The organism is Campylobacter vulpis (assembly GCF_014217995.1).
Lineage (GTDB): Bacteria > Campylobacterota > Campylobacteria > Campylobacterales > Campylobacteraceae > Campylobacter_D > Campylobacter_D vulpis.
In genome coordinates, this window is sequence record NZ_CP041617.1 from 715,816 (window position 1) to 741,507 (window position 25,692).

28 protein-coding genes are annotated in these 25,692 nt (G+C 34.4%); 19 read left to right on the plus strand and 9 right to left on the minus strand.

Annotation, left to right across the window (positions count from 1 at the left end; translation table 11 throughout):
* The first annotated feature begins 3 nt into the window (after nt 1-3).
* On the plus strand, nt 4-1,026 hold the full coding sequence (locus tag CVULP_RS03605) for a YeiH family protein (RefSeq protein ID WP_099507040.1): 1,023 nt from the start codon (nt 4-6) through the stop codon (nt 1,024-1,026).
* A gap of 38 nt (nt 1,027-1,064) precedes the next feature.
* On the opposite strand, the gene CVULP_RS03610 is transcribed toward CVULP_RS03605, so the two are convergent.
* Nucleotides 1,065-2,090, minus strand: a complete 1,026-nt coding sequence (locus CVULP_RS03610) for a hypothetical protein (protein WP_099507039.1) — start codon at nt 2,088-2,090, stop codon at nt 1,065-1,067.
* A 219-nt stretch (nt 2,091-2,309) separates the two neighbouring features.
* Here CVULP_RS03610 and CVULP_RS03615 point away from each other — a divergent pair, with 219 nt between their 5' ends.
* Genes CVULP_RS03615 through CVULP_RS03635 form a run of 5 tightly spaced genes read left to right on the plus strand, consistent with a single transcriptional unit; the run spans nt 2,310 to nt 7,823 of the window.
* Nucleotides 2,310-2,906, plus strand: a complete 597-nt coding sequence (locus CVULP_RS03615; RefSeq protein ID WP_252195529.1) for a thioredoxin domain-containing protein — start codon at nt 2,310-2,312, stop codon at nt 2,904-2,906.
* Entirely contained in the window at nt 2,906-3,196 is a 291-nt protein-coding gene (locus CVULP_RS03620; RefSeq protein ID WP_099461050.1) for an ATP-dependent Clp protease adaptor ClpS, read from the plus strand. Before CVULP_RS03615 ends, CVULP_RS03620 begins: the two co-directional genes overlap by 1 nt.
* Entirely contained in the window at nt 3,193-5,277 is a 2,085-nt protein-coding gene (locus tag CVULP_RS03625) for an AAA family ATPase (protein ID WP_099507037.1), read from the plus strand. The genes CVULP_RS03620 and CVULP_RS03625 overlap by 4 nt, the downstream gene beginning before the upstream one ends.
* Before the next feature lie 13 nt (nt 5,278-5,290).
* Complete coding sequence (locus CVULP_RS03630) at nt 5,291-5,635, plus strand: hypothetical protein (protein ID WP_099507036.1); 345 nt, start codon at nt 5,291-5,293, stop codon at nt 5,633-5,635.
* On the plus strand, nt 5,628-7,823 hold the full coding sequence (locus CVULP_RS03635; protein ID WP_099507087.1) for an endonuclease MutS2: 2,196 nt from the start codon (nt 5,628-5,630) through the stop codon (nt 7,821-7,823). Before CVULP_RS03630 ends, CVULP_RS03635 begins: the two co-directional genes overlap by 8 nt.
* A 56-nt stretch (nt 7,824-7,879) precedes the next feature.
* On the opposite strand, the gene CVULP_RS03640 is transcribed toward CVULP_RS03635, so the two are convergent.
* Genes CVULP_RS03640 through CVULP_RS03660 form a run of 5 tightly spaced genes read right to left on the minus strand, consistent with a single transcriptional unit; the run spans nt 7,880 to nt 11,576 of the window.
* Nucleotides 7,880-8,551, minus strand: a complete 672-nt coding sequence (locus CVULP_RS03640) for an acylneuraminate cytidylyltransferase family protein (protein WP_099507035.1) — start codon at nt 8,549-8,551, stop codon at nt 7,880-7,882.
* A complete protein-coding gene (neuC, locus tag CVULP_RS03645; RefSeq protein WP_099507034.1) occupies nt 8,548-9,663 on the minus strand; it encodes a UDP-N-acetylglucosamine 2-epimerase in 1,116 nt (371 codons plus the stop codon). The genes CVULP_RS03640 and neuC overlap by 4 nt, the downstream gene beginning before the upstream one ends.
* Entirely contained in the window at nt 9,660-10,700 is a 1,041-nt protein-coding gene (locus CVULP_RS03650) for an N-acetylneuraminate synthase family protein (RefSeq protein ID WP_099507033.1), read from the minus strand. Before CVULP_RS03650 ends, neuC begins: the two co-directional genes overlap by 4 nt.
* Entirely contained in the window at nt 10,700-10,855 is a 156-nt protein-coding gene (locus CVULP_RS03655) for an alpha-2,3-sialyltransferase (protein ID WP_252195900.1), read from the minus strand. The genes CVULP_RS03650 and CVULP_RS03655 overlap by 1 nt, the downstream gene beginning before the upstream one ends.
* A 43-nt stretch (nt 10,856-10,898) precedes the next feature.
* The gene (locus tag CVULP_RS03660; protein ID WP_265575626.1) at nt 10,899-11,576 is read right to left on the minus strand and encodes an alpha-2,3-sialyltransferase; all 678 of its coding nucleotides are present in this window, start codon (nt 11,574-11,576) and stop codon (nt 10,899-10,901) included.
* A gap of 128 nt (nt 11,577-11,704) precedes the next feature.
* On the opposite strand from CVULP_RS03660, the gene CVULP_RS03665 reads away from it, so the two are divergent.
* The gene (locus CVULP_RS03665) at nt 11,705-12,079 is read left to right on the plus strand and encodes a YbgC/FadM family acyl-CoA thioesterase (protein ID WP_099507600.1); all 375 of its coding nucleotides are present in this window, start codon (nt 11,705-11,707) and stop codon (nt 12,077-12,079) included.
* On the opposite strand, the gene CVULP_RS03670 is transcribed toward CVULP_RS03665, so the two are convergent.
* The 3 genes from CVULP_RS03670 to CVULP_RS03680 are packed head-to-tail and all read right to left on the minus strand — an operon-like array spanning nt 12,071 to nt 14,348.
* Nucleotides 12,071-13,267, minus strand: a complete 1,197-nt coding sequence (locus tag CVULP_RS03670) for a hypothetical protein (protein ID WP_099461363.1) — start codon at nt 13,265-13,267, stop codon at nt 12,071-12,073. The genes CVULP_RS03665 and CVULP_RS03670 overlap by 9 nt on opposite strands.
* On the minus strand, nt 13,264-13,872 hold the full coding sequence (locus tag CVULP_RS03675; RefSeq protein WP_099507599.1) for a uracil-DNA glycosylase family protein: 609 nt from the start codon (nt 13,870-13,872) through the stop codon (nt 13,264-13,266). The genes CVULP_RS03670 and CVULP_RS03675 overlap by 4 nt, the downstream gene beginning before the upstream one ends.
* Nucleotides 13,869-14,348: a GNAT family N-acetyltransferase gene (locus CVULP_RS03680; RefSeq protein ID WP_099507598.1), complete on the minus strand. Its 480-nt coding sequence runs from the start codon at nt 14,346-14,348 to the stop codon at nt 13,869-13,871. Before CVULP_RS03680 ends, CVULP_RS03675 begins: the two co-directional genes overlap by 4 nt.
* A gap of 134 nt (nt 14,349-14,482) precedes the next feature.
* Between CVULP_RS03680 and rpmH the strand changes: the two genes are divergently transcribed.
* The 12 genes from rpmH to CVULP_RS03740 are packed head-to-tail and all read left to right on the plus strand — an operon-like array spanning nt 14,483 to nt 25,609.
* Complete coding sequence (rpmH, locus tag CVULP_RS03685) at nt 14,483-14,617, plus strand: 50S ribosomal protein L34 (RefSeq protein ID WP_004277342.1); 135 nt, start codon at nt 14,483-14,485, stop codon at nt 14,615-14,617.
* Complete coding sequence (gene rnpA / locus CVULP_RS03690; RefSeq protein WP_099460881.1) at nt 14,614-14,937, plus strand: ribonuclease P protein component; 324 nt, start codon at nt 14,614-14,616, stop codon at nt 14,935-14,937. The genes rpmH and rnpA overlap by 4 nt, the downstream gene beginning before the upstream one ends.
* On the plus strand, nt 14,925-15,269 hold the full coding sequence (gene yidD, locus CVULP_RS03695) for a membrane protein insertion efficiency factor YidD (protein WP_099507597.1): 345 nt from the start codon (nt 14,925-14,927) through the stop codon (nt 15,267-15,269). The genes rnpA and yidD overlap by 13 nt, the downstream gene beginning before the upstream one ends.
* Entirely contained in the window at nt 15,270-16,880 is a 1,611-nt protein-coding gene (gene yidC, locus CVULP_RS03700) for a membrane protein insertase YidC (RefSeq protein WP_099507596.1), read from the plus strand.
* Nucleotides 16,877-17,716 (plus strand): Jag N-terminal domain-containing protein, encoded by an 840-nt coding sequence (locus CVULP_RS03705; RefSeq protein ID WP_099507595.1) that lies wholly within the window; start codon nt 16,877-16,879, stop codon nt 17,714-17,716. The genes yidC and CVULP_RS03705 overlap by 4 nt, the downstream gene beginning before the upstream one ends.
* A complete protein-coding gene (mnmE, locus tag CVULP_RS03710) occupies nt 17,709-19,037 on the plus strand; it encodes a tRNA uridine-5-carboxymethylaminomethyl(34) synthesis GTPase MnmE (RefSeq protein ID WP_099507594.1) in 1,329 nt (442 codons plus the stop codon). Before CVULP_RS03705 ends, mnmE begins: the two co-directional genes overlap by 8 nt.
* Before the next feature lie 10 nt (nt 19,038-19,047).
* Nucleotides 19,048-21,228, plus strand: coding sequence for a phosphoribosylformylglycinamidine synthase subunit PurL (gene purL, locus CVULP_RS03715; protein WP_099507593.1), 2,181 nt, complete (start codon nt 19,048-19,050; stop codon nt 21,226-21,228).
* The gene (locus CVULP_RS03720) at nt 21,225-21,995 is read left to right on the plus strand and encodes a molecular chaperone DjiA (protein ID WP_099507592.1); all 771 of its coding nucleotides are present in this window, start codon (nt 21,225-21,227) and stop codon (nt 21,993-21,995) included. The genes purL and CVULP_RS03720 overlap by 4 nt, the downstream gene beginning before the upstream one ends.
* Nucleotides 21,996-22,004: 9 nt before the next feature.
* Complete coding sequence (locus CVULP_RS03725) at nt 22,005-22,937, plus strand: D-2-hydroxyacid dehydrogenase (RefSeq protein ID WP_099507591.1); 933 nt, start codon at nt 22,005-22,007, stop codon at nt 22,935-22,937.
* Nucleotides 22,927-23,418: a YajQ family cyclic di-GMP-binding protein gene (locus CVULP_RS03730; RefSeq protein WP_099507590.1), complete on the plus strand. Its 492-nt coding sequence runs from the start codon at nt 22,927-22,929 to the stop codon at nt 23,416-23,418. The genes CVULP_RS03725 and CVULP_RS03730 overlap by 11 nt, the downstream gene beginning before the upstream one ends.
* Nucleotides 23,415-23,885 (plus strand): hypothetical protein, encoded by a 471-nt coding sequence (locus CVULP_RS03735; RefSeq protein ID WP_099507589.1) that lies wholly within the window; start codon nt 23,415-23,417, stop codon nt 23,883-23,885. Before CVULP_RS03730 ends, CVULP_RS03735 begins: the two co-directional genes overlap by 4 nt.
* Nucleotides 23,886-23,893: 8 nt before the next feature.
* The gene (locus tag CVULP_RS03740) at nt 23,894-25,609 is read left to right on the plus strand and encodes an AAA family ATPase (protein ID WP_099507588.1); all 1,716 of its coding nucleotides are present in this window, start codon (nt 23,894-23,896) and stop codon (nt 25,607-25,609) included.
* Nucleotides 25,610-25,692: the final 83 nt, after the last annotated feature.

Here is a 25,692-nt window from a genome sequence, read left to right on the forward strand (position 1 = left end):
ATAATGAAAAATTTAAAAAATATCATTTTAAAGCAGAGTGAAGCTTATATGAACGGCTTTGTGTTGGTGCTTTTAGTAAGTCTTGCGAGTTATTATGTGAGTTTTTTGCCGTGGATCAAAAGCCTTCATTTATCACCTTTGATTTTAAGCGTTTTACTTGGCATAGTTGCAGCACCTTTATTTAGAGCTTCTAAAAAAAGTTGCGAAAGGGCGGTCGTTTTTAGTGCTAAAAAACTTTTAAGGCTTGGCATTATACTTTTTGGCTTTAATGTTACGCTTGGTAGCATTGCTTCTGTGGGTTTGAGTGGAATTTTATTGAGTGTTGTCGTGGTGGCGGGGGTTTTGGTGCTTGGCTACATCATCGGTGTGAAAGTTTTAAAACTTGATAAAGAAATTGCCATTTTGGTAAGTGCTGGAAGTGCTATTTGTGGAGCGGCGGCGGTTTTAGCCTTAGAATCTTCGATTAAGTCTAAGCCTTATAAAGGTGTTATAGCTGTCGGGACTGTGGTGCTTTTTGGACTTTTGGGTATGTTTTTATATCCTTTATTTTATGCCTTTCATATCCCGTCTTTTTCTCACACACAGGAGGGATATTTTATAGGACTTACTTTGCACGAGTTGGCAAATGTCGTAGGTGCAGCAGGGGCTATTTCTCCTCACACTCAAGAAGTTGCTTTAATTGTTAAAATGATACGCGTTATTTTACTCGTAGCCGTTTTACTCATCGTGCCTTATTTCTTCGCACAAAGTAAAGAGGGAGAGCGTAGAAAGCTTCCTATACCTTGGTTTGCGTTTTGGTTTTTGGGTGTTGTGGTATTGCATTCTTTTATAGCTTTACCTGCAGAACTTGTGGAATTTTTGCGATTCTTATCTAGCTTTTTGTTAGTAATGGCGATGAGTGCTTTAGGACTTCAGGTAGATTTTAAAAGTTTTTTGGAAAGTGGTGCAAAGGCATTTTTACTCGCTTTTATTTTGTTTTTAATCTTAATTTTTGGTGGCTTTTTGCTTGTGTATTATTTTATATAGATTATTTATCAAAGCACTAGAATTCTAGTGCTTTTATTTTATTGTGGTGGTGTGTCATCGTGCATTTTTTCAGTTTTACTAGAATGAATTGTCGCATCATCGCCTAGCTCTTTGGGATCGGGCATTTTACCATTATCAAGATGACTTAGCAACGCTCTTTTAAATTCTAGCGTAGAATTTACTTGATAATACTTTCCACCGCTATCCTTGCTTAATTTTTGCAAAAACTCCACCCCTTCGCCTAAAGCAAAGCTATGAAATATAACTTGATTAATGGCAAGTTCTGGCTTACCTTGCGTGATGTTATGATTGAGATTTTTCATCATTTTTACTACCAAGTCTGCACGGAATTGATCAAGTGGTGTAGGATTAGCTCCAAAAATATAGAGCTCTTTTACCAATCCATTATATTTAGTAAAATATCTCATACTTTCAATCATTGCGTCATTTAGCAAATAGAGATTTTCTAAATTCATAGGGATATTTTGGACACTTTTTGTAAATATTTTTTCATCATAAAAAGGACCTAAAATATTAATTTTTTCACTTTTATAATCATTTACCACCGCTTTTGTGAAATGCTTAGATTTATAAATTCTTTTAGCGATATAAGGGGCGATTTCTTTAAATGCTTTGATGTAAGGATGCACACTAAAAGTATTGCAATACACAAAGCTCATTTCTTTATAGGGGATCTCGCACAAGTGAATTCCAAAATCACAATTTTTTTGCGAAAAATTTATAATTGTAAAGCTTGTCTTTTTACAAGTGGAAGTGATACGCAAAATTCCAGCTCCGCTTGTATCAAGGCTATAAATAAACTCTCTATCATCACTTAGATAACTTCCATCTTGCTGCAAAATTCCGCCATTTAAAATTTTGTTTGCAAAAGAAATTCTTTTATCTGTGCTAGAGGATTGGATACTTTGCCCATTTTTAGCATAGATTATGCCCTCTTGCTCTTTGTGCTGCTCTACACTCTGCTTGGAGCAATCAAGCCCATTGATAAGGTTACTAAGTTTTTCAAACACGACTTTTTCGTCATAAGGATTAAAATTTTTCATTGCCACTCCTTTGTGTTGAATTTCATAATTATCACTCTTTTTTAGATAATTAAAAGCAAATGCTGACAAATAATAGACATTAGTGTAACTTTAAGTTACATTTAATTAATATTTGTAGCTTATGTGAATTAGTTTAGATATAAAAATTTTCGCATTTTAAAATAAGCTTTTTACGATATAATGGGCTTTATTTTATTACAAGGAATTTCAATGCAAAAAATGCAAGTTATATTTTCAGCTTTTTTAATCACATTTCTTTTTGTGGCTTGTGCGAGTGAAGATGTTAAAAATGAGTTGGATTTTAAAGAATTTGCACTTGGTGAAAAAGTGCTTTTAAAAAGCGTTAATGGAGGAGAAAAAACTTTTCTGCGTAAGGAAAAAGGTTTTGTTATAGAGGGAGAAGAGGACAAAATTATAATGTTTGATTTTTTTGGCACTTTTTGTCAGCCGTGCAAGGAAGAGGCTTTGGAGCTTAGCAAATTATGGCAAAATAATGCTAAGCACTTTGTCATTATAGGTTTAAGCCATTTTGAAGAGGTGAGCGATGAAGAGGTGTTGAAATTTGCTAAAGATTATAACGCTTTTTATTTTTTAAGTAATTCTAAAGAAAAAGACAGGCTAATTGCACAAATTTTAAAGGATATAGCTTATCAAAATATGGAGCAATTGCCCTTTAAAGTCGTTTTAAAAAATGGAGTGTATCAAAATGTAAGTGATTTTTGGAATAAGGGCAAAAAAGTGAAATTCTATCTTGGCAAGGTTCCAAGTGAGCTAATGCAAGAGGATATAAACGCTATTTTGCAAGGGCAAAACTAATGGAAAAGCTTGAAAGTCTGCAAAAAGAGCATTTGCAAGAGCCAAAAATGTATAAGGTTGTGCTTTTAAATGACGATGTTACAACTATGGATTTTGTGATTGAGGTTTTAATGCGTGTGTTTTTTCATAGCTTTGAAAAGGCAAATGAAATTATGCTAAAAATTCATTGTGAGGGAAGTGGAGTGTGTGGAATTTACACGCAAGAGATAGCCCTTTCTAAACAAAAAAAAGTGCAAAATATGGCAAAAGAGGCACAATTTCCTTTGCAAAGTAGAGTGGAGGAAGAATGAACGAAAAAATCAATGAATTTTTAGATAATGCTAAACATCTCAGTTTTATCAATCACCACGAATTTGTTACTTGCGAGCATTTGCTTTTTGTTTTGCTTAAATTAAGTCACGATTTTAAAGATTTATTTAAGAAATGCGGAGATGGCGATTTTTCGCTTTTAGAAAGGGAGCTTAAAAATCATTTAGCCTCCAAAAATGAAAATTTAGGCAAAGAGGTAAAGCCTGAATTTTCTATTATTTTAGAAGAACTTTTGGCGAAAAATTCACAAGTTGATGTGATAGAGTTTATTGAGGAGCTTTTGAAAGATGGGCGTTCTTTTAGTGCGTATTTATTAAAAAAGCACGGCTTAAAAGTAGATGATCCTAAGAGTCAAAATCCTCTTTTAAATTACACTATCAATCTTAATGCTTTGGCAAGTGAGGGTAAAATTGATCCTTTAATTGGGCGTGAATTTGAGCTTGAAAGAATGATGCAAATTCTACTTCGCCGTAAGAAAAATAACCCTATCCTAATCGGCGAGGCAGGCGTTGGTAAAACAGCGATTGTCGAGGGTTTAGCTTTAAAAATTTCGCAAGGCTTAGTGCCTGAAAAATTAAAAAATGCTAAGATTTTTAGCCTAGATTTGACAGGACTTCTTTCAGGCACGAAATACCGCGGTGATTTTGAGCGTAGGATTAAGGAGATTATCGAGGGATTGATGCAGATTGAGGGGGCGATTTTATTTATCGATGAAATTCATACCATAGTGGGAGCGGGAGCTACGGGCGAGGGACATACAGACTTTTCTAATTTGCTAAAACCAGCCCTTAGCAATGGCACTTTAAAATGTATCGGTGCGACCACTTTTATGGAGTATAAAAACAGCTTTGAGAAAAATAAAGCCCTTTCACGCCGCTTTGCCAAAATTAGTGTTGATGAGCCAAGTAAGCAAGAGTGTCTTCTCATACTTAAGGGACTTAGGGAAAAATATGAAAGTTTTCATCATATTAAATTAAGCGATGAGCTTTTGGAAGAAAGTATAGAGCTTGGAAAAAAATTTTTTGTCGATAAATTCCTGCCAGACTCGGCAATCGATTTAATTGATGAGTTGGGAGCTTCTTTTACCCTAAAAGCTAAGAAAAATCCAAATTTAAAAGATTTAAATGAAGTCGTAGCTAAAATGACACACACGCATAAAATTTTTGAATTTAATCAAAATAAAGCCCTTTTAAATCTCAGTGTTAATTTAAAAACACAAATTTTTGGGCAAGATAGTGTGATTGATGGTTTATGTGATACTCTAAAGCAAGGCTATGTGGGTTTTAAGGGTGAAAATGCACCTAGGGGGGTTTTTCTTTTTACAGGTTCTAGCGGGGTTGGCAAAACCGAGCTTTGTAAAAAAATCGCCGAATTTTTAGGACTTCATTTAGAACGTTTTGATATGAGTGAATACGCTGAAAAACACGCCCTTAGCAAACTCATCGGCTCACCAGCTGGCTATGTGGGCTATGAAGATGGCGGACTTTTAAGCAATGCTGTGCGTAAAAATCCTTTCTCTCTCGTGCTTTTTGATGAGATAGAAAAGGCACATCCTGATTTAACTAATACTTTTTTGCAAATTTTTGACAACGCTATGCTAACGGACAATAGTGGCTTAAAGGTTGATTTTAAAAATACTATCATTGTAATGACTTCAAATTTGGGACTTAAGGAAAGCAATGAACTTGGTTTTTTAAGTCAAAATGGGGAGAAAACAAAGCGTGCCATTAAGGATTTTTTCGCACCAGAATTCATTAATAGAATTGATAAAATTTTACATTTTAATGAGCTTGATGATGATATTTTAGAAAAAATCGTCCAAAAAGAATTAAATGAACTTTCTAAAAATCTTAAAAACATCAGCCTCAATGCGACAAAAGCGGCTAAGGTATATTTAGCTAAAAAAGCATATCAAAAAGAATTTGGAGTGAGGCTACTAAAGCGCATTATAGCGGAAGAAATTGGCACAAAACTCAGTGATAAAATTTTACGCAAAGAGCTTAAAAATGGTGCGAAAATTAAAATAGACCTAGATAAAAACAACAAAATTATTTTAAGATAAGGGGTGGGGTAAAATGGCAAAAATTCTCATTTTTATTTTAATTATTTTATGTTTAGCTTTGATTTCTTTTGCATTAAGAAAAAAATTAGGCAAGAAAACAAAACCTTTTTTTATAGCATTGCTTGTCATTTTTATCATTTTTGCTGTGATTTTTGAGAGCAAAAATCTTAAGTTAAGTGATAAAAAGCAAGATTTACTCTACGCTTTTCATCAAGGAAAAGTTTTAAAATGTAAGGATTTTAATGTCTCTAAAGAGCATTTTAACTACGAATTTGGCACTTCAAGCTTTATAGCTAAAAGTAAAGAATTTAAAGGCGTGGTGCTTGATATTAGAAAATGTGAGCTTGACGATGAATGAGCTTTTGATTAAGCTTGATTTAAAAGACTATATTGCCGAATTTAAGACGCTTTTTGCAAGGGAAAAGGAGATTTTTTTAGAAGGGGATACGCATTTGCATTTTAAGCGTTTGCGTGAGCTTAGTGAGCTTGAGTTTAATCCACCCTTAAGCGTTAAAGCCTTAGATTACGCCCTTACTCATCTTAGCAAACAGGGTATTTTGCATCTTGATGAGCTTTTTGAATTTGTGAAAATTTTACGCTATTTTTCTTATCTTAAAAGCTTAAAATTTGAAGGCTCACTAAAGGCTTGGCTTGATAAAATTGAACTTTTGCCTCAACTTTTAGTCTTTATAAATGCTTTTGATGAAAAGGGCGTTTTAAAAGAAAGTCTTGATGAAAGATTGCTAAATTTAAATGAGGCGATTAAAATTAAAAAAGAACATATCAGTCTTGAATTTAAAAAACTTACCCACACAAAGGCTTTAAATCCTTATCTCATCGATACCCAAATTCATTTTATTAGCGGTTTTGAAGCCTTACTTGTAAGGGGAGGTTTCAACCACGCGCTAAAAGCTAAGATTATAGGTAGAAGTAGTGGTGGGGGCTTTTATGTCGTGCCTTTTGGTGTGGAAAAATTGCAAAGTGAGCTTGATGATTTGGAGGAAAAAAAAGAAGAAATTTATTATGAATATGCGAAAAATTTCTCCGCATTGCTGCATAAAAATCTTTTGTTTTTGAAATTTATCAATCAAGTTTTTGATTTATTTGATCATTATAGTGCGAGGGTGTTACTTGCAAAAAAGAAAGATTATGAATTTATGCTTTGTGAAAATAGCTCAAATATCATTCTTAAAAACTTTGCTCACCCCGCCCTTAAAAATCCAAAAAGCATTAGTGTGGAATTTAATAAACAGGTTTTAATCATTACAGGCGTTAATGCGGGTGGAAAGTCAATGCTACTTAAAAGCATTTTAAGTGCGGCATTTTTGGCTAAATATTTACTCCCTATGCACATTAAAGCGGACGAAAGTAAAATCGGCTCTTTTAAGGACTTTGAAGCCATTATCGAAGACCCGCAAAATGCGAAAAATGACATCTCCACCTTTGCGGGTAGAATGTTAGCCTTTTCTAAACTTTTTACAAAAAAAAATCTGCTTTTAGCAGTCGATGAGATAGAGCTTGGAACAGATTTTGAAGAGGCGGCGTGTCTTTATAGTGCTTTGATAGAAAAACTCATAGAAAATAAGCTTAAAATCATCATCACAACGCACCACAAACGCCTTGCTATGCTTTTATCTAAAAATAGTGAGGTTGAGCTTTTAGCTGCTTTGTATGATGAGGCTTTAGCACGTCCTAAGTTTGAGTTTTTAAAAGGCACGATAGGCAAGTCCTACGCCTTTGAAACGGCACTTCGCTATCAAATTCCGCCAAATTTAGTTGCTAAGGCGAGGCAAAATTACGGCGAGGAGAAGCAAGGCTTGGAGGATTTGGTTGGTAAAAATATCAACTTAGAGCTTGAGCTTAGAGAAAAGCTTTTAAATGTGAGTGAAAAAGAGAAAAAAGCCGACATAATCCTACAAAGTCTCAAAGAACAAAAAGAGAGAAATGAAAATGAGTTTAGAGCTAGATATAACGCACTTAGCTTAGAATTTCACAAAGCCATAGAAGAGGCAAAAAAAACAATCAAACTCCACGACACCAAAGAAAAGCAAAGAAGTCTCAACAAAGCAAACGAACTTAAAAAAGCCATCATTTTACCCACTTCGACACAAAAAGAGGAATTTTGCGTGGGGGATTTTGTCAAATATGAAAAAATAAAAGGTGTGATTGTGGGCATTTCTAAAAACGATGCCTTGATAGAAAGTGAGGGTTTAAAACTTCGCATAGGCTTAAATTTACTGCGAAAAAGCACCCCCACTCCCAAACCTAAAACAAAAACGCAAATTAGCCTTTCAAAGCCCACAAATTTAGCTCTTAGTCTTGATTTACACGGACTTAGAAGCGATGAGGCTTTAGAAAGGCTAGATAAATTCATTTCAGACGCCTTAATAGCTGGACTTGATGAAGTTTTAGTTTATCATGGCATAGGCACGGGCAAATTAGCCTTTGCGGTAAGAGAATTTTTAAAATCACATAAAAGTGTAAAGGACTTTAAAGACGCCCCAATCAATCAAGGCGGTTTTGGCGCAAAACTTGTAAGATTATAGAACGCAAAAAAGCATTATTGTGAGGATTATAAAAAGGAATTATTGTTAAATTTATTCTATTGTGTGATTTTAAGAAGCATTTCTGCCTTTTTTAAATCTTCTAAAGTGTCTATGTCTATGCTTGTTTTTTCGTCCATAAGATAGTATTTTGTTTTTTTCTGTAAAAAATGAGGATTTTTTAAGAACTTTTTCGTTTTTAAGATATAAATAGCACCATTACTCATAAAAGTTTTGGGTAAGTTTTGGCGAGACATAAAGGGATAATCATTATTACAAATTCCTTTTAAATGACCTTTTTTATCGCTTATAAAAGCTTTGAGAATTTTATTATCACATTCACACACGCTAATAATAGAATCGGCTTTTTCTCGTTTAAAAAGCTCAAAAGCCTCATCGATGTGTAGAGCTGTTCTAAGCGGTGAAGTGGGTTGAAGTAAAATAATGTTGTCATATTTTTTATAAAATTGCAAACTATGCAATATAACCTTATCACTAGTAGTATCATCAAGGGCGAGTTTTTTGGGACGCTTTAAAGGCTCTATACCCTGACTTTCACCATAACGCAAAATTTCATCACAATCACTACTTAATACAATTTTGTCAATGCACTTGGAATTTTTAGCAGCGTTTATAGTGTGGTAGAGTAGAGGTTTGCCAAGAAGTAGGACGAGATTTTTCTTTTTGATTCCTTTTGAGCCACCACGAGCTGGGATAAGTGCTAGGGTCATCTTAAATCCTTGAAAATTTTTTGCTGCTTGATTTTGAAAAAATCGCCATTTTGCAAGTGTTTAAAAAATAATTTTGAGCTATTTAAAATTTCTAATTTCTCATTTTTCTTATTTGGTTTTTGAAGTGTATCTATGGCTTTTAAAATTGATTCTGTCTTTGCCTCTACGCATTTAACGCTCTCTTGACCCATTCTTCCATTTTGCCTTGAGCCTACAAGTATGCCGGGGGTATTTAAATAAAGTGCTTCTTTCAAAATGCAGCTAGAATTTCCTATGATAAAATCGGCGTTTTTCAGTAAGGCTATAAAATACTCAAAACGCAAAGAGGGAAAAATTTTAAAATGATTATGCCCCCTTACCCTCTCATAGCTTTGAAGAATAAATTCAAAGCCTATATCATTGTTAGGATAAATGATGAGGTAATTTTTCCCACTTTCTTTAAGAGCGTCAATTAAATTATCACTTTGCTCTTTAAGGCTATGCAATTCTGTGGTAACGGGGTGAAACATCACTAAAGCATAGTTTTCGTAAGAAATATCGTAGTAGCTTTTTGCTAATTCAAGTGAAATTTCATTGTGTGCTAGGATTTCTAAATCGGGTGAGCCTATGATAAAAATGGAATTTTCAGCCTCTCCCATTTGAATTAAGCGTTTTTTAGCTATTTGATCATTGACTAAATGAATATGTGCAAGTTTGGAGATAGCATGCCTTATGCTATCATCAATCGTGCCTGAAATCTCACCCCCTTCAATATGTGCGACTAAGATATTATTAAGGCTTCCCACCATACAAGCAGCCAAAGGCTCGATTCTATCGCCATGAACGACTATTAAATCAGGCTCTAACTCGTGGATAAAACGCGAAAAGCCGTCTATGGTCGCACTTAAAGCCTTATCCATTTGAAAATATTTGTCGTGATTGATAAATTTAAAAATATTTTTAAAGCCGCATTTTTCTATCTCTCGCACCGTTAGACCAAAATTTTTACTCATATGCATACCTGTTGCGAAAATAAAAAGTTCAAAATCATTTGCTTTTTCAACTTTTAGCATTAAAGATTTGATTTTAGAAAAGTCCGCTCTAGTGCCTGTGATAAAGACGATTTTTTTCACGCAAAATCCCCTTTTTTAAGCTGAACATCAAATTCTATATCCCTTAAGGCTTTTTTACCCAAAATGCTTTCAAACTCACAAGCTGGGATACCGCCTAGTGAGGGTCTTTTTACCCAAATGTTTTCCTCGCTTAAAATTTCACCCTTTTTAATGGGCTTAATGCTTACCACACTTGCAAAAGCAAAATCGATAGTAACTTGCTCTTCTTTTGCAGCTTCTTTTTTGGCATTTAAACCTCTCATTAATGCCATTTGCTCACTTTGTATGATGAGTTCTTTTAGGGCATTTTCGTCCATAGAGCAGATGATGTCGGGTCCTTGTCTATCCATTGTATCACTAAAATGCCTTTCTACCACACAAGCACCAAGTGCCACAGCACCTAAACAAGCAAGATTATCGGTTGTGTGGTCGCTTAATCCCACAAGAGCATTAAATTCTTTTTGTAGGGTCAGCATAGCGTGAAGTCTCACAAGATGAGGGGGAGTTGGGTAAAGATTGGTCGTATGTAAAAGCACGAAAGGCACCTCAAAAGCTCTTAAAATTTTCACACTCCCAGCTATGCTTTCAATGTCGTTCATACCGGTGCTTAATATTATGGGTTTTTTAAAAGCGGCGATGTGTTTGATAAGGGGAGTATTATTACACTCTCCAGAGCCTATCTTGTAGGCACTTACTCCCATATCTTCTAAGCGATTTGCCCCAGCTCTACTAAAGGGGGTGCTAAGATAGATAAGTCCTTGTTTTTCCGTATATTCTTTTAAAGCTCTTTCATCTTTCTCATTTAACGCACATTTTTTCATAATCTCATAAATGCTAATCTTTGCATTCCCGGGTATGACTTTTTTAGCCTCCTTGCTCATTTCATCTTCTATAATGTGCGTTTGATGTTTGATGATTTTAGCTCCAGCCCTTGCAGCAGCATCAACCATAAGTTTAGCTAATTCCAAGCTACCATTATGATTAATACCTATTTCAGGCACGACTAGAGGTGGGGTATTTTGCGAAATGATGACTTTTTCTATTTTGATTTCTTGCATTAAAATCTCCTTGTTTTAAGGTGATGCTTGATATTACTAGGAAGTTTAATAAGATCTTTTATGAGTTGGTAGTAAAAATTATCTGTTAATTTTGAACTATCGTAATTTCTAAGTTTCCGTGCATTTTTATAAGCTCTTTTTGATGGTAAGAGCATATCATTAATGCGGTTTTGCGGTTTATTTTCTAATATAAAATGATTAAGATGAGAAGTTGAGGGGGGGGGGGGTTACAAATTTGGCTAAGGGACTGGTGGGACAAAGGCAATAAATTTTTACATCGTAAAGCTCTTTTAATAATTCTAAGGCTTCTAATTCTATCTCTTGAGTATGTCCATTATATTTTTTAAAATCGCCAAAAATACGCGTAAGATTCTTTCCTTGCGTATAAGCATAAGTTGAACCTGAATTATAAAAATCAATCCCAGCCAAATAAAGCTCTTTATAACCCATAGCTACGGCAATTGCACACATATAAATCGCACTTGTAAAACGGCGATTTTTATAAACATCGTTAAAAATGGTCCAGGCATAAAACTTTTCTAATTGACTTAAAATTTCATGCCCCATAGTGCTATCTGGGTAAAAATCCTTAAAATTTTCCAAAAAATTTTTCTCCTCGAGATGCTTATGTGAGGAGCAAAAAATTAAAGAGGTGGTATATTCTTCATTTTTAACCAATTCTTTAAGAGTATAATAATTTTCAAAAAAGACACAAGAGTTAAAAAATACAGCTTTAAGCTCTTTTCCCAAATAGTATTTATCTTCAAGATAAAATTGATTGCAACGAAAAACATCATAACTTTGCGGTAAAAGAGTGTAGTCTATATTTTTTAAACTAGGAGCATTGCCAGCGATGATAGCTTTTTTTGTGTCCATATTAAAAACCTTGTAAATAATGTTGTAATTTATCTTAATTATTATACAAAAAAAAAAAAAAATAAAATTAGATATGATGACAAAAAAACTTTTTTTGATTAAAATATACAATTTGAGGATTTTTAAAGATGAAAATGCGAATTTATTATGAAGATACGGACGCTGGGGGAGTGGTGTATCATAGCAATTATTTAAAATTTTGCGAACGCGCTAGAAGTGAGCTTTTTTTTAAAAAAAATATTGATATTTTCGATGCAAAAAGTGGGCATTTTTTATTAACTCGTGCTAATTGTGCTTTTTTAAAATCTGCTAAACTTGGAGATATTGTGGAAGTTAAGACAAAAATTTTAAATTTTAAAAAGGCTTCGCTTATGATAGAACAGGAGATTTTTAGAGAGGAGGAGCTTTTATTTAGGGGAGAATTTACCCTTGCTTTTGTGAAAGACTCAAAGCCCACAAGGATAGATGATACGCTTAAAAGACTTTTTGAAGAGCTATTCTAACTCTTCAAAATTTCCAGCCTTACCCTGCATTAAACGGACTTTATAAACAAATTGAGAGTCGATTAATTTTTCTTCGAAAATTCTTTCACTTTTTGGATTTAAAAAATTTGTATAAAAATAATCAAGCCCCACGCTAGTCGCATAAGCAACCCAATTATAATCTAAATTTTGTGCAAACATTTCGTTAAGATAATTTAAATCTTCATCGTTTTTATCAATAGAATTTGCAATGATAAATTGACGCCTATCACCTTCTTGAGTGAGACTTAAAAAGGCTGGATTGTAATTAAGTTGGGTAGAAAATAAAATATTAGTGCGGATATTATGCACACGAATTTGAGAGCTTAAAAGAGCGGTTTTAATCAAAGGAGTGTTAAAAAATACAGAAGCTCCCCTTAGTCCCCTTAAAACCCTTGCAAAATCAATCTTTTCATCGCCTATTTTGTAGATCGTTGCGTTGGGGTCTTGGGCTTTTATTTTAGAATTGAGTTCTTTTGAAAGAGTGCTTTCATCACTCAATATGGCGTTAAAGCCGTTGGATTTATCGAGTAATTTTTTAATTTGTGCATCATAGTCTATGCTACCAAAATAAATATTTTCATTATGAATTTGTGCTGTGCTTTTGTGAGCGGTTGGAATGAAAATTTTTACATCTCCTTGGTAGTCTTCTAAGGCTTTCACGCCCTTATTAGTAAAGCCAGCAATGGCAAATTTATAGCCTTGAGAACTGATTTTGTATAAAGTTTCTTTTATTTTCTTTTCTTCTTCGGTGCCGATTAAAAAAACTTCAACCTTAATTTCAGCTCTTTGTTTTAAAAGATAAGCAATGCTTGAATTGATAATGATATTAGAATAATTTTTAATGGTTTTTTCAGGTATGATGAGTGCAAGCTTTACGGAAATGGCATTTTTATCATCAATTTTTTGTAAATTTTTTTCAAAATCCGTGATGGAATTTAGAAGCTTTGCGTAAATGTTGGATAAAATTTGGTTTTGATTTTCGACAAATTCACTCAAAAAACTAAGATACATTTTTTCTTCTAAAAGTCCTAATAAACAGCTTTCATTGCATTTTTTATTTTCTAAATTGACATAGCTTTCTTCAGGTGGGATAAAATTTAAAAGCTCTTGCTTTTTTGCTTGTGCGAAAGTAAAAAGCACAATAAGACACAAAAATATTTTTTTCATAGAAATCCTTTAAGTTTTTTTAAATCGTTAAAAAATTCTTCTTTGAAACTGGGATTTCTTTCTAAAAATTCCCCATCAAAACTTGCTAAAATGAAAAAATCTTCATAAGCAAAAAGCTCACCCTTAAGAGCTTTAAAATTTGAAAAACCTAAAGCTTTTAGGGCATATTCTCCTAGACAAAGAAGGATTTTTGGTTTAATGAGTTTGATTTCATTAAGCAAAAAAGGCAAACAAGAATGCAAAGCAAAATCATCATTTTTATTTGCACTAAAACATTTGAAAATATAAGAAAAATAAAATTCATCTCTGCTTAAATTGAGAATTTTTTCTAAAGAATCAAGAAGAAATTTGCCCTTTTTAGATTGAAGTAAAATTCCGCTTTCATTTTCATTTTGTGAGGCGTGAGTATCTAAAATAAAGAGTTTGCAAGACTTTAGTCTTTCCTCCATTAAAATTTTTTTACGCGTTTTTGAAAAATTACAAAGAGTGCAAGTTGCAATTTTATCGCGTAAGGTTTTAAAATCATCTAGTCTGTCTAGTTTAGAAAAATTTTGAGGACTAAAATCATAGCCCATAGCCTTAAGATAATGTAAAGAGCGTATCATAAATCGTTAAGTTTAGCTAAATTTTGTCCATCTAAGCGGTAGGTGCGAATGTCTTTAAGATGTGTTGCATCAAGCTTTTCGTAAAAATTAATGCCTTGAGCGTTATCATTGAGGCAAACCCACGAAAGCATAGCGATATTTTCTTTTTGACAAAGTTTCCCAATAAACTCAAAAACCTTACGCCCATAGCCTTTTTTGCGAAAATTTTCTCTAATATAAATGTCTTCTATATAAATTCCTCTCTCACCCAAAAAGGAAGAAATGGTATAAAAAAAGACTAAATAACCTATAATTTGCTCGTTTTCTTTTAATATAAAGGCTTTTGCATACTCATTTTCTAAAAATAAATTTGAAAGTTTTGTTTCGTCGCATTTTAAATAGGCAAGTTTATTTTCATACGCGGCAAATTCTTTAAGCATAGTTAAAAGTTCGCTTAAATTTTCTTTTTCTAAGGGTTTAATACTAAAATTTTTCATTATAATTTCCTTAAATTCATCATTTCAAAAATTGAAATTTAGCAAAATAACTTAAAAATTACTCTTAATTAAAAGATTTTATAAGTAAATTTAGATTATAATCCCTGCTTAAATTTTTATTTTAAGGAAAAATAATGAAAAGAACTTATCAACCGCATAAAACTCCTAAGAAACGCACTCACGGCTTTCGTGTGCGTATGAAAACTAAAAATGGTCGCAAAGTGATTAATGCTAGACGCGCTAAGGGAAGAAAAAGACTTGCTGTGTGAATTTTTCTAAATTTGATCATACTGAAGAATTTGCTACTGTCTATAAATTTGGTAAAAAATGGTTTTGCGATGGGCTTATTCTTTTTTATCTTCCTGCAAATGAGAAGAAAAAGGCGGTCGTTGCGAGCAAAAAAGTTGGGAAAGCTGTGGTAAGAAATCGTGCAAAGCGTGTTTTAAGAGCTTTATTTGCAAAGGTTGAAAATGACCTAAAAGATGGCAAATATGTTCTTGTTGCAAAGGCGGATTTAAATGAGTTTTCCTTTTTGAAGTTAGAAAAAAGTCTAAAATGGGGTTTAAAGAGAATACAATGTTTAAGATAGTATTTTTGACTTCCTTGCGTTTTTATCAAAGATTTTTAAGCCCCTTAAAACCTCCAGTTTGTAGGTATTATCCAAGTTGTTCGGAGTATGCTTTTTGGCAGTTTGAAAAAAATAATGCTCTTTTTGCTTTCTTTTTAACTTTTTTTAGAATTGTAAGATGCAATCCTCTTTTTCGTGGCGGCTTTGATTATCCTAAAGTTTTTAAGATTTTCAAAAGTGATACTTTATGTTTTAAACCTAAATTTTTAGCGCAAAAAAAATTGCATTTTTTATATATACCTTGCGAGGATAAAGGCTTTTATCTCGTAAAAATTATCTTTAAAGGAAATTAAGTGAATCATTCAAATAACAACATTTTTCAACAAAAACGCATTTTATTAGCCGTTGTGCTTTCTTTTATCTTTTTTGTGGCTTATGATTATTTTTTCTTACCTAAGCCAAATTTAAACGAACAAAACATTACGCAAAACAATGCGACAAAAACTCAAAATTTAGATACTAATGCTGCACCCAAGCTACAAGAAGATTTAAGTAAAAGTATGGAGACAAATGAGGCTTTAAATGGTGCCAAAAATGGAATTTTAGCAAGTGTAGAAAGCCCACATTTTAAAGCAGAAATTGACACTTTGGGACGAATTGCTAGCTTTTATCTTAAAGATAAAAAATATCTTAATGAAGATAAAACGCAAATTAATCTTATTGCTAAAGAGCAAAATCCTCGCCCCTTAGAATTGCGTTTTTCAAATAATGTTATCAATGAAGAAGCCTTCAAAACAGATTATAAAACTAGCACAAATGAGCTTTTTTTAGACACAAATGAAAGCAAAAAGCTTGTTTTAACGCAGAATTTATCAAATTTAAAAGTGGAAAAAATCATCACTTTTGACCCAAGGGGAAATTATGAAATTGAAGTTAAATTAAGTCAAAATGCACCTTTTTTCATCACTCCGGGCTTTAGACCCAGTATAGCCGTAGATGCCTACACTGTGCATGGAGCTTTAGTTTTAGATAGTGAGAATACTATCCATACCTTTGAAGATGGAGATATGGATATGGAAGAGCGTATAAATAAAGCCTTTATCGCTTCAGCTTTTGATAGATATTATGCGAGTTTTTTTTATAATTTTGACAAGCCTTTAAACCTTACCATTTCTAAAGATACAAATGATAATCCTATTTTATTTGCCTATGCAGATAGAGAATTTAAAGCCGGTGGTTATATAGGTGCTAAAGAACACGAAGCCTTAAGAGCTATTGATAAAAGGCTTGAAGATGTTGTGGAATTTGGCTGGTTTACCTTTATTGCTAAGCCTATGTATGAGGGACTTGACTTTTTATTTAAGCATATAGGAAACTGGGGTTGGGCTATTGTTGTTTTGACCTTGATTGTGCGTGTGATTTTATTCCCACTTACTTATAAATCTATGATTTCTATGAATAAACTCAAGGATTTAGCTCCTAAAATGAAAGAGATTAGGGAGCGTTATAAGGGCGACCCGCAAAAGATGAATATGCATATGATGGAGCTTTATAAAAAACACGGTGCAAATCCTATGAGTGGGTGCTTACCTATACTTTTGCAAATTCCTATTTTCTTTGCGATTTACCGCGTTTTATTTAATGCTATTGAGCTAAAAGATGCGCCGTGGATTTTTTGGATACAAGATTTATCGGCGATGGATCCTTATTTTATCTTACCGATTTTAATGGGTGCGACAATGTTTTTACAACAACTCATCACTCCTATGACAATCCAGGACCCATTGCAAGCTAAGATTATGAAATTTTTACCTGTGATTTTTACAATCTTTTTCATCACTTTCCCTGCGGGACTTACGCTTTATTGGTTTGTCAATAATCTTTGCTCCTTAGTGCAACAATGGATTATTAATAAGATGTTTGAAAAAGAACATCACAAAAGAGAAAGCGAGAAAGCAAAATGAAGATAGAGGCTAAAGACTTGCAAAGTGCCTTAACGGAGGCTTCTATCAAGCTTGAATGTTCTGTAATAGATTTAGAATATACCATTTTGCAGCAACATAAAAGTGGTTTTTTAGGCTTTGGGCGTAAAAATGCCATTATAGAAGTTGAAGTAAAAAAGCATAAGAAAAAGAGCTTTAAGAGAGAAAATAAATCTCATTTCAAAAATGAAGAAAAACTCAATAAATTTGAAAAAAAAGAAAATAAATCTAAAAAAATAAGCGAGGAAAATGAGCTTAAAAATGAAATGAAAATTGAGCCGATTAAAAAGGAAGCATATATTGTTAAAAGCGATGCCATTTTTGATAGCTTTCATAAAGAAGACTACGCTAATCAAGATGATCTTTTAGATGAGATTAAAATTCAGCTAGAAAGACTTTTAAAAATTTCTTGCTTTAAAATTTATTTAAAAGAGCTTAAAATGTATGATGAAAATTGCATTTTTATCCGTCTAGATGGGGAAGACTCCGCACTTTTAATAGGCAAAGAGGCACATCGTTACAAGGCTTTTTCTTATCTCTTGCATAATTGGATTAATTTAAAATACAATCTTTTAGTTCGTCTTGAAATTGCCGAATTTTTAGAAAAACAAATTCAAGGAATGCAATTTTATTTACAAGGCGTAGCAGAAAAAATTAAGCAAAGTGGAAGAGGGCAGACTAAGCCGCTTGATGGGGTTTTGATTAAAATCGCTTTAGAGGAATTAAGAGCAATGTTTCCTCACAAATATGTAGGCATTAAGCAAAATGGCGAACAGCGTTTTGTTGTCGTTAATGATTTTGTAAAAAAAGATGAATGATACCATAGCCGCCCTTGCAACAGCCTATGGCACAGGTTCTATTTCTATCATAAGAGTAAGCGGAAGTAGGGCTTTAGAGCTTGGTTTAAAGCTTTCTAAAAAAAGTGAGCTAAGTCCGCGTTATGCGTATTTTGTCAAGCTTTTTAATGATGAAAATGCCCTCATTGACGAGGCGATTATGCTTTATTTTAAAGCACCCTTTAGCTTTACAGGCGAAGATGTGGTGGAGTTTCAAATTCACGGCGGCTTTAGTGTGAGTGAAATTTTGCTAGAGGAATTGCAAAAAAATGGCATTAGATTGGCTAAAGCGGGAGAATTTAGTAAAAGAGCGTGTTTAAACGGCAAAATGAGTGCCTTAAAAGCCCTAAATATCCAAGATTTAATCAAGGCAAAGTCTGCGATGGCTGCTAAAATCATTGCTAGAAATATGCAAGGAACTTTAGCCGGTTTGATAGAAAAAATTAGGCTTGATTTAGTGAAAAGTTTGGCTTTTGTGGAGACAAGTATCGATTATGCGGACGATGATTTGCCTAGTGATTTAATGGCTCAAATTCGCACGATGTGTGAGGAAAATGCGAGAATTTTAGAAGAAATTTATACCCTTTCTCAAAGCAAAAAAGCCCTTTTGGAGGGCTTTAAAATCGCCATTGTTGGAAAACCAAATGTGGGCAAATCCTCGCTTTTAAACGCCCTTTTAGCTTATGAAAGAGCCATAGTTTCGCCCTTAGCTGGAACGACGCGAGATTTTATAGAAGAAAGCTTTAAAATCGGCACACATTTAGTCAAAATCATGGACACCGCAGGCATTAGAAAAAGTGAGGAGACAATCGAAAAAATAGGCATTGAGCTAAGTAAAAAAAGCCTTGATGAAGCGGACATTATCCTTGCACTTTTTGACTCTTCAAGAAAATTTGATGAGGAGGATAAAGAAATTTTAAGCCTTTTAAAAGCTAGTGAAAAAAAGGTTTTTTATCTTTTAAATAAGTGCGATTTAAAAAAGGAATTTGAAAGTCCTAGTGAAATTCATTTTTTAAAAATCAGTGCCAAAGAGGACATAAGTCCCTTAAAAAAGGCTTTAGAGACTTATTTAAATAGCTTAGATAGCGAGGGATTTTTGGTAAGCTCACTTGATTTTATCCACTCTTGCAAAAAAGCAAGTGAAGCGATAAAAAGGGCGAAAACGCTTTTAGATGAGAGTGTTTTAGAGCTTTTTGCCTTTGAGTTTAATGTGGCGATAGAAGAACTTGCAAAATTTACTAAAGATTTCAAAAGAGAAGAAATTTTAGATGAAATGTTTAGTAATTTTTGCTTAGGAAAATAAAGGATATAAAATGGACAAAGAAACGATAAAAGCCCATAAAATCAGCGATGAGGAATATACTGAAATTTTAAACATCTTAGGTAGAGAGCCAAATTTACTTGAACTTGGCGTGATTTCTGCGATGTGGAGTGAGCATTGCTCTTATAAATCAAGTAAAAAATACCTCAATGGCTTTCCCACAAAAGCACCTTGGGTCATACAAGGACCGGGGGAAAATGCCGGCGTTATTGACATAGGCGGAGGTATGGCAGCGGTTTTTAAGGTCGAAAGTCATAATCACCCAAGCTTTATCGAGCCTTTTGCAGGAGCAGCCACTGGCGTTGGAGGGATATTAAGAGATGTTTTTACTATGGGCGCTAGGGTCGTTGCAGGGCTTAATTCTTTAAAATTTGGAGACATTAAAGACGCAAAAGTCGCTAAACATCAAAAATATTTACTCAAAGGCGTTGTGAGTGGAATTTCACATTATGGAAATTGTATGGGAGTGCCAACAATAGGCGGAGAATGTGCCTTTGAGCCTTGCTTTAATGGCAATATCTTAGTCAATGCCTTTGCGCTTGGAATTTGCAAAATAGAAGATATTTTTTACGCTAAGGCAGAGGGCGTGGGTAATCCTGTCATTTATGTCGGCTCAAAAACAGGGCGTGATGGGCTTGGTGGGGCTGTGATGAGCTCTTCAGGCTTTAGTGAGGAGAGTAAAAAACTCCGCCCCACAGTCCAAATAGGCGACCCTTTTAGCGAAAAACTTCTAATGGAGGCTTGTTTAGAGCTTTTTAAAGAAGATTATATCGTAGGCATACAGGATATGGGTGCAGCTGGGCTTACTAGCTCAAGCTTTGAAATGGCAGGGCGTAGCGGAAGTGGAATGCGGCTTTATTTAGATAAAACCCCTATGCGTGAAGAGGGTATGAGTCCTTATGAATTAATGCTTAGCGAAAGTCAAGAAAGAATGCTTATTTGTGCAAAAAAAGGCTACGAAGATAAGGTTATTGAGATTTTTAAAAAATGGCAGCTTGATGCCGTGGTTATGGGCGAGGTTACGGATACGGGCTTAATGGAGCTTTTTTGGCATAAGGAAAGGGTAGGGCTTATCCCTATTGAGCCTTTAAGCGAAAAAGCACCGATTTTAGATAGAGCTGTAAGAGAGCCTAGCTATTTAAAGGAAATTCAAAATGATGAATTTGAGTTAAAACTCCCCATAAATGAGCTTTTTAAGCAAATGTTAAGTAATGAAAGTGTTAATGATAAGAGCTTTATTTACGAGCAATTTGACTCAAGTGTAGGGACAAATACCATAAAAGCGGACGGCGCTTTAGGTGCGAGTGTGCTTAGAGTTAAAGAAAATGGTGCGGCTTTAGCTATGGCGATGGAGTGTAATTCAAGGCTTAATTTCATCGACCCTAAAAAAGGTGCAGCTATGGCTGTGGCGGCTGTGGGGAGAAAGATAGCTTGTTCTGGGGCTAGGGCTTTGGCGATTAGTGATTGTCTAAATTATGGCAACCCGCAAAATCCCGAAGTTATGTGGCAGTTCGCACAAGGTTGCGAGGGTATAAAAGAAGCTTGTAAGGCTTTAAATACGCCTGTTGTAAGCGGTAATGTTTCTTTATATAATGAAACAGACGGCATTAGCATTTATCCAAGCCCTACCATAGTGGGCGTTGGAGTGCAAAAAAACGCAAATTTGACCCTTAAAGCAAGGATAGAAAGAGAAAATATAGCCCTTTATCTTTTAGGAGAGAGCTTTGGGGAATTTGGTGCTTCTTTAGCGATGAAAGTGCAAGATAAAAAGGCGGCAGGAAGTATAAAAGGCATGGATTATAAAGCCGAGCTTACGCTTTGGGATTTACTCATAAGTGCAAATGAAAGAGGGCTTTTAGAGTGTGCTAATAGCGTAGGCGTGGGAGGCGTGGCTTTAAGCGTGGCTAAAATGCTTGCTCTTTCTTGCGTGGGAGCGGATTTAAAAAGCGAATTTAAAGATGAATCTTGGCTTTTTGAGGAAAGTTCTTCAAGGGCTGTTGTGGGCGTGAGTGATGAGGAGGCGTTTTTAACTTTGGCAAAAGAATATGGCGTGAAAGCTTACAAACTAGGACTTAGCACGAAAAAGCAAGAATTCATTTTTGATAGTCTTATTTTAAGCTGTGAGGAGCTTAAAAGGCTTTATTTTGAGAGTTTTAAAGAGCAGATATTATGAGTGGAATTTTACTTCTTATTTTAGTCGTTTTGGTTTTTTATTTGTATTATAAAAAATGGGGTAAAAGTGAATTTGTAAATTCAGCTAGTCGTGGTGCTAAAGGCTTTGCAAGGGGTTTTGCTAGAGGAGTGATGCAAGAGAGGGTTGAGGAGTTTAAAAGGCGTATGAATTACTATGTCATCGCACTTTTGGCTAAGATTGCTAAAAGTGATGGCAGGGTCAGTGAAAAAGAAGCTGAAATGATAAGCGAACTCCTAGACGCTAATGCTAAAGATGAGAGAGAAAGAGCGTTTTTAAAGTCCGCTTTTAACGAGCATAAAGAAAATTTAAATGATGTTTTTGAAGTGGCTAAGGACTTTTTAAGGGAGGTCCCTCTACCTAAAAATGAGCGTTTTAATGTGCTTAGAGTGCTTGTTTTTATGGCTTTGATTGACGGGGAATTTAATGCGAAAAAAAGAGAACTCCTAGAGCAAATCGCAAAAGCCTTTAACATAAGCTTAAACGAGCTTGAAGCCTTTATAGAAAGCCTTTCTAAGCTCAAAAGTCCTAAAAAAGAATTAAACGAAAATGAAGCTTACGCACTTTTAGAGCTTAACACTGGGGCAAGTTTAAGCGAGGTCAAAAAGCAGTATAGAACTTTAGCGAAAAAATACCACCCCGACATTTTAAACGCAAATAATGTCAGCGAAGAAGAGCTTAAAAGAGGCGTAGAGCAATTTCAAAAAATCAACGAAGCTTATGAATTTTTAAAGAAAAAGTTAAGTTAAGGAGTAAAAATGAAAATTGTATGTTTAGATTCTGCGACCTTAGGTGGAGCGGATTTAAGTAAGTTTAGCGAATTTGGGAACTTTGTAAGTTATGAGCTAACACCCAAAGATAAGGTTATTGAAAGGCTTAAAAATGCCGATGTAGCGATGGTTAATAAGGTCATTTTAGATGAAAATGTCCTTAAAAATACCAATTTAAAACTCATTTTAGAAACAGCAACCGGGCTTAATAATATAGACATTGAATACGCCAAAAAGCAGGGTATTGCTGTGAAAAATGTCGCCGCTTACTCGACAAAAAGTGTCGTTCAACATAGCTTTGCTTTAATCTTTGCTTTTTTAAATCAAACGATTTTTTATAATGACTGGGTAAAAAAGGGTAAATGGTGTGAAAGTGAAATTTTTACCGATTTTACCCAAATGCTAAGTGATTTAAGCGGTAAAAAACACGGCATTATAGGGCTTGGAACGATAGGTAAAGAGGTGGCTAGAATTTCAAGTGCCTTTGGAGCTAGGGTGTGCTATTATTCTACAAGTGGGGCAAATCATAACGCAGAGTATGAAAAATTAGAGCTTGAGGAGCTTTTAAAAACTTGCGATATTATTAGTATTCACGCCCCCTTAAATGAAAAAACGCACAATCTTATAAGCTATAAAGAGCTTAAAATGCTGAAAAATGAGGCGATTTTGATTAATGTTGGGCGTGGAGGCATTATCAATGAAGCGGATTTAGCAAGGGCGATGGACGAGGGGAATTTTAGAGTGGGGCTTGATGTTTTAGAAAACGAGCCTATGCTTAAAAATCACCCCCTTTTAAGCGTGAAAGATAAAAATAGGCTTTTAATCACCCCGCACATTGCGTGGGCGAGTAAGGAAAGTTTAGCAACTTTAATCCAAAAGCTTTATGAAAATTTGAAAGAGTGGGTAGAAAATGGCAAGTGAGCATAGTTTTGACATTAGCGGGGCGCTTGATTGCGGGGAGCTTAAAAACGCCCTAGAGCAAGCCAAAAAAGAGCTTGAGAGCAGATACGATTTAAAAGGCGTGAAAAGTGAGCTAGAATTTAGCGAAAAAGAAAGCCTTTTTAAACTTTTATGTTCAAGTGAAGCAAAGCTTGAAGTTTTAAAGGATATTGTGATTTCAAAGCTTATCAAAAGAGGGATTAATCCTAAGGGCATTAAGGAGCTTTCCCGCGAGAGTGGGGCTTTATTTAAGCTAAATTTAAAGGTTAATAATAGCATAGACAGCGAAAACGCTAAAAAAATCAATCAGGCGATTAAGGATAGCAAACTCAAGGTAAGCTCTCAAATAAGAGGCGAGGAAGTGCGTGTGAGTGGGAAGCAAATTGACGATTTACAAGCGGTGATGAAGCTTGTTAAAGAGCTTGATTTAGAGCTTAATCTTAGCTTTAAAAATTTAAAATGAAATATCTTATAAGCTTAATTTGCGTTTTGTTTTTGTGTGCGTGTGCGGCAAAAAGTGAGAGTAAAAAAGCCCAAAGTATGCAGGTTTTTATCTCTTCATCTAGCTTTAAGATTAACGAAACGGGCTTTTTAAAGCGTGAAAACTCCGCCCTTTCTTTAGAGCTTTATAAATTTGCCAAGCCCTTTTTTAAGCTTAATCTTAAAGAAAAAATTTGTCTTAATGGCGTTTGTTATGCCAAAAAAGAATTTAATCAAAAATACCTAAAAAATGCCTATTATGAGGACTTTTTACGCCATATTTTAGAGGCAAAGCCTCTTTTTGAGGGCGAGAATTTAGAAAAAACGCCTTGCGGTTTTAGCCAAAAATTACGCCGTAAAGATAGCGTCATATTTTATGAAGTGTGTGATGAAAAACTGCGTTTTAAAGATGAAATTTCAGGGCTTAGGATAATGATTAGCCGTTTTTAGGGGAAATAATGCTTGAACTTAAAGAATTTTTAAATGAGCCTAAAATTGAAAAAAGCAAGCTTTATCAAAGACTTCAATGCTCTAAAAATGAAGCCTTGATTTTGAAAGAGCTTTGTAAAAGCTATGTTTGTGCCAGTGCCTCCGTGAGTGCCTTTAGCTTACTTGCTGGACTTTTTGGGGAGAAAGATTATGCTTATTTGGATTATTTAGAGGATTTAAAAGGCTTGATTAAACGCGGTTTTGTAACGAGTGGTTTAGGTTTTTTTAAAAACATAGACTCAAATAAATTAAGCAATTCTAAGCTAGTCTTACTCCAAAGCGAACTAAGCCTTAGTCAGTATTTTTTAGACTTTTTAGACAGCAAGAGTTTATTTAAAGTGCCTAAAAGTAAGGCTTATGGGGCTTATTTGGAGTATTTAAAGGACGAGTTTTTACGCATAGAGCTTTATGAAAGGCTTTCCTTTGCGAGGCGTAGCGAGTATTATGCCGTGCTTAAAAGCCACATTAAAGAATTTGAAAAGTATATTAAAGAGTGCTTGAAACTTAGCAAATTTCATAATGTATTAAATGCTATTTTTAAAGAATACGCCCTAAACGCTAAAGAGCAAATTCTCTTCCTAGCACTTTTAAAGGAAGAATACGCCCTAAGCCACGAAAACTCAAGCACCAGAGAGCAAAACGCTTTGCTAAATTTGATTAGCGAAAATGAGCTTGAACTGCGTCAAAATAAAAAGCTTTTAGAAGATGATTCTAAGCTTTTGAGTAGTTTTTTAGTGGAGTATGATGAGTATTTAAACGCTTTTGGTGAGCTTTCTAAGAGTTTTTTTATCAGTGATGAGATTTTAGAAAGAGTGATTAATTCCCCCACTAAACAAAGCCAAATCAAACTTGAAAGCCTTGTCAAAGAGCAAGAAATTTTCGAACTCATCGAGCCAAATATCGACATCAATGACATCATCATACCTGAAAATACCAAAGAACTTTTAAGCAATATCCTAAAACAAAAAGATAAAAAAGTCCTTGAAAGGCTTAGTTTATGGGGGATTAAAACTTCTAAAAATATCGAAGCAAAGATCATTTTCTACGGACCTCCTGGCACAGGTAAAACGATGTCAGCATTTGGCGTGGCTAAGGCTATGAAAAAGGCGGTTTTAAGCTTTGATTGCTCTAAGATTTTAAGCAAATGGGTAGGCGAGAGTGAGCAAAATGTGCGGAAAATTTTTGACACTTACAAAAAAATAGCCAATTCTTGTAAGCAAAGCCCCATTTTACTGCTAAATGAGGCAGACCAGTTTTTAAGCACACGCATAGAGGGAGGTAGCGGAAGCGATAAAATGCACAATCAAATGCAAAATATCTTCCTAGAGCAAATCGAGCGTTTTAGTGGGGTTTTAATCGCCACGACCAATTTTTTAGAAAGCCTTGATAGTGCCTTTTCTAGGCGTTTTGATTTAAAGATTGAGTTTAAAAAGCCCGATTTTAAGGACAGGCTTAAGATGTGGGAGAAATTTTTGCCTCAAAATGCGGATTTTGAAGAGGCTTTTGAGCTTGAAACTCTAGCTAAATATGAGCTAAGCGGCGCACAAATTCTTATGGTTGTGAAAAACACAGCCCTAAAAACAGCCATTTCAAAGGACGGCATTTTTACGATGAGGGCTTTTTTAGAAAGCATACAAAAGGAGCTTGAGGGAAGTTTTGATAAGCATAAAATCGTAGGATTTTAGTTTTAAAACCCCCATTTATCCACATTTCACAAAAAAAAAAAAACGATTTTTTGAATTTCTCTTTACTTTTTGTTAATTTTTCT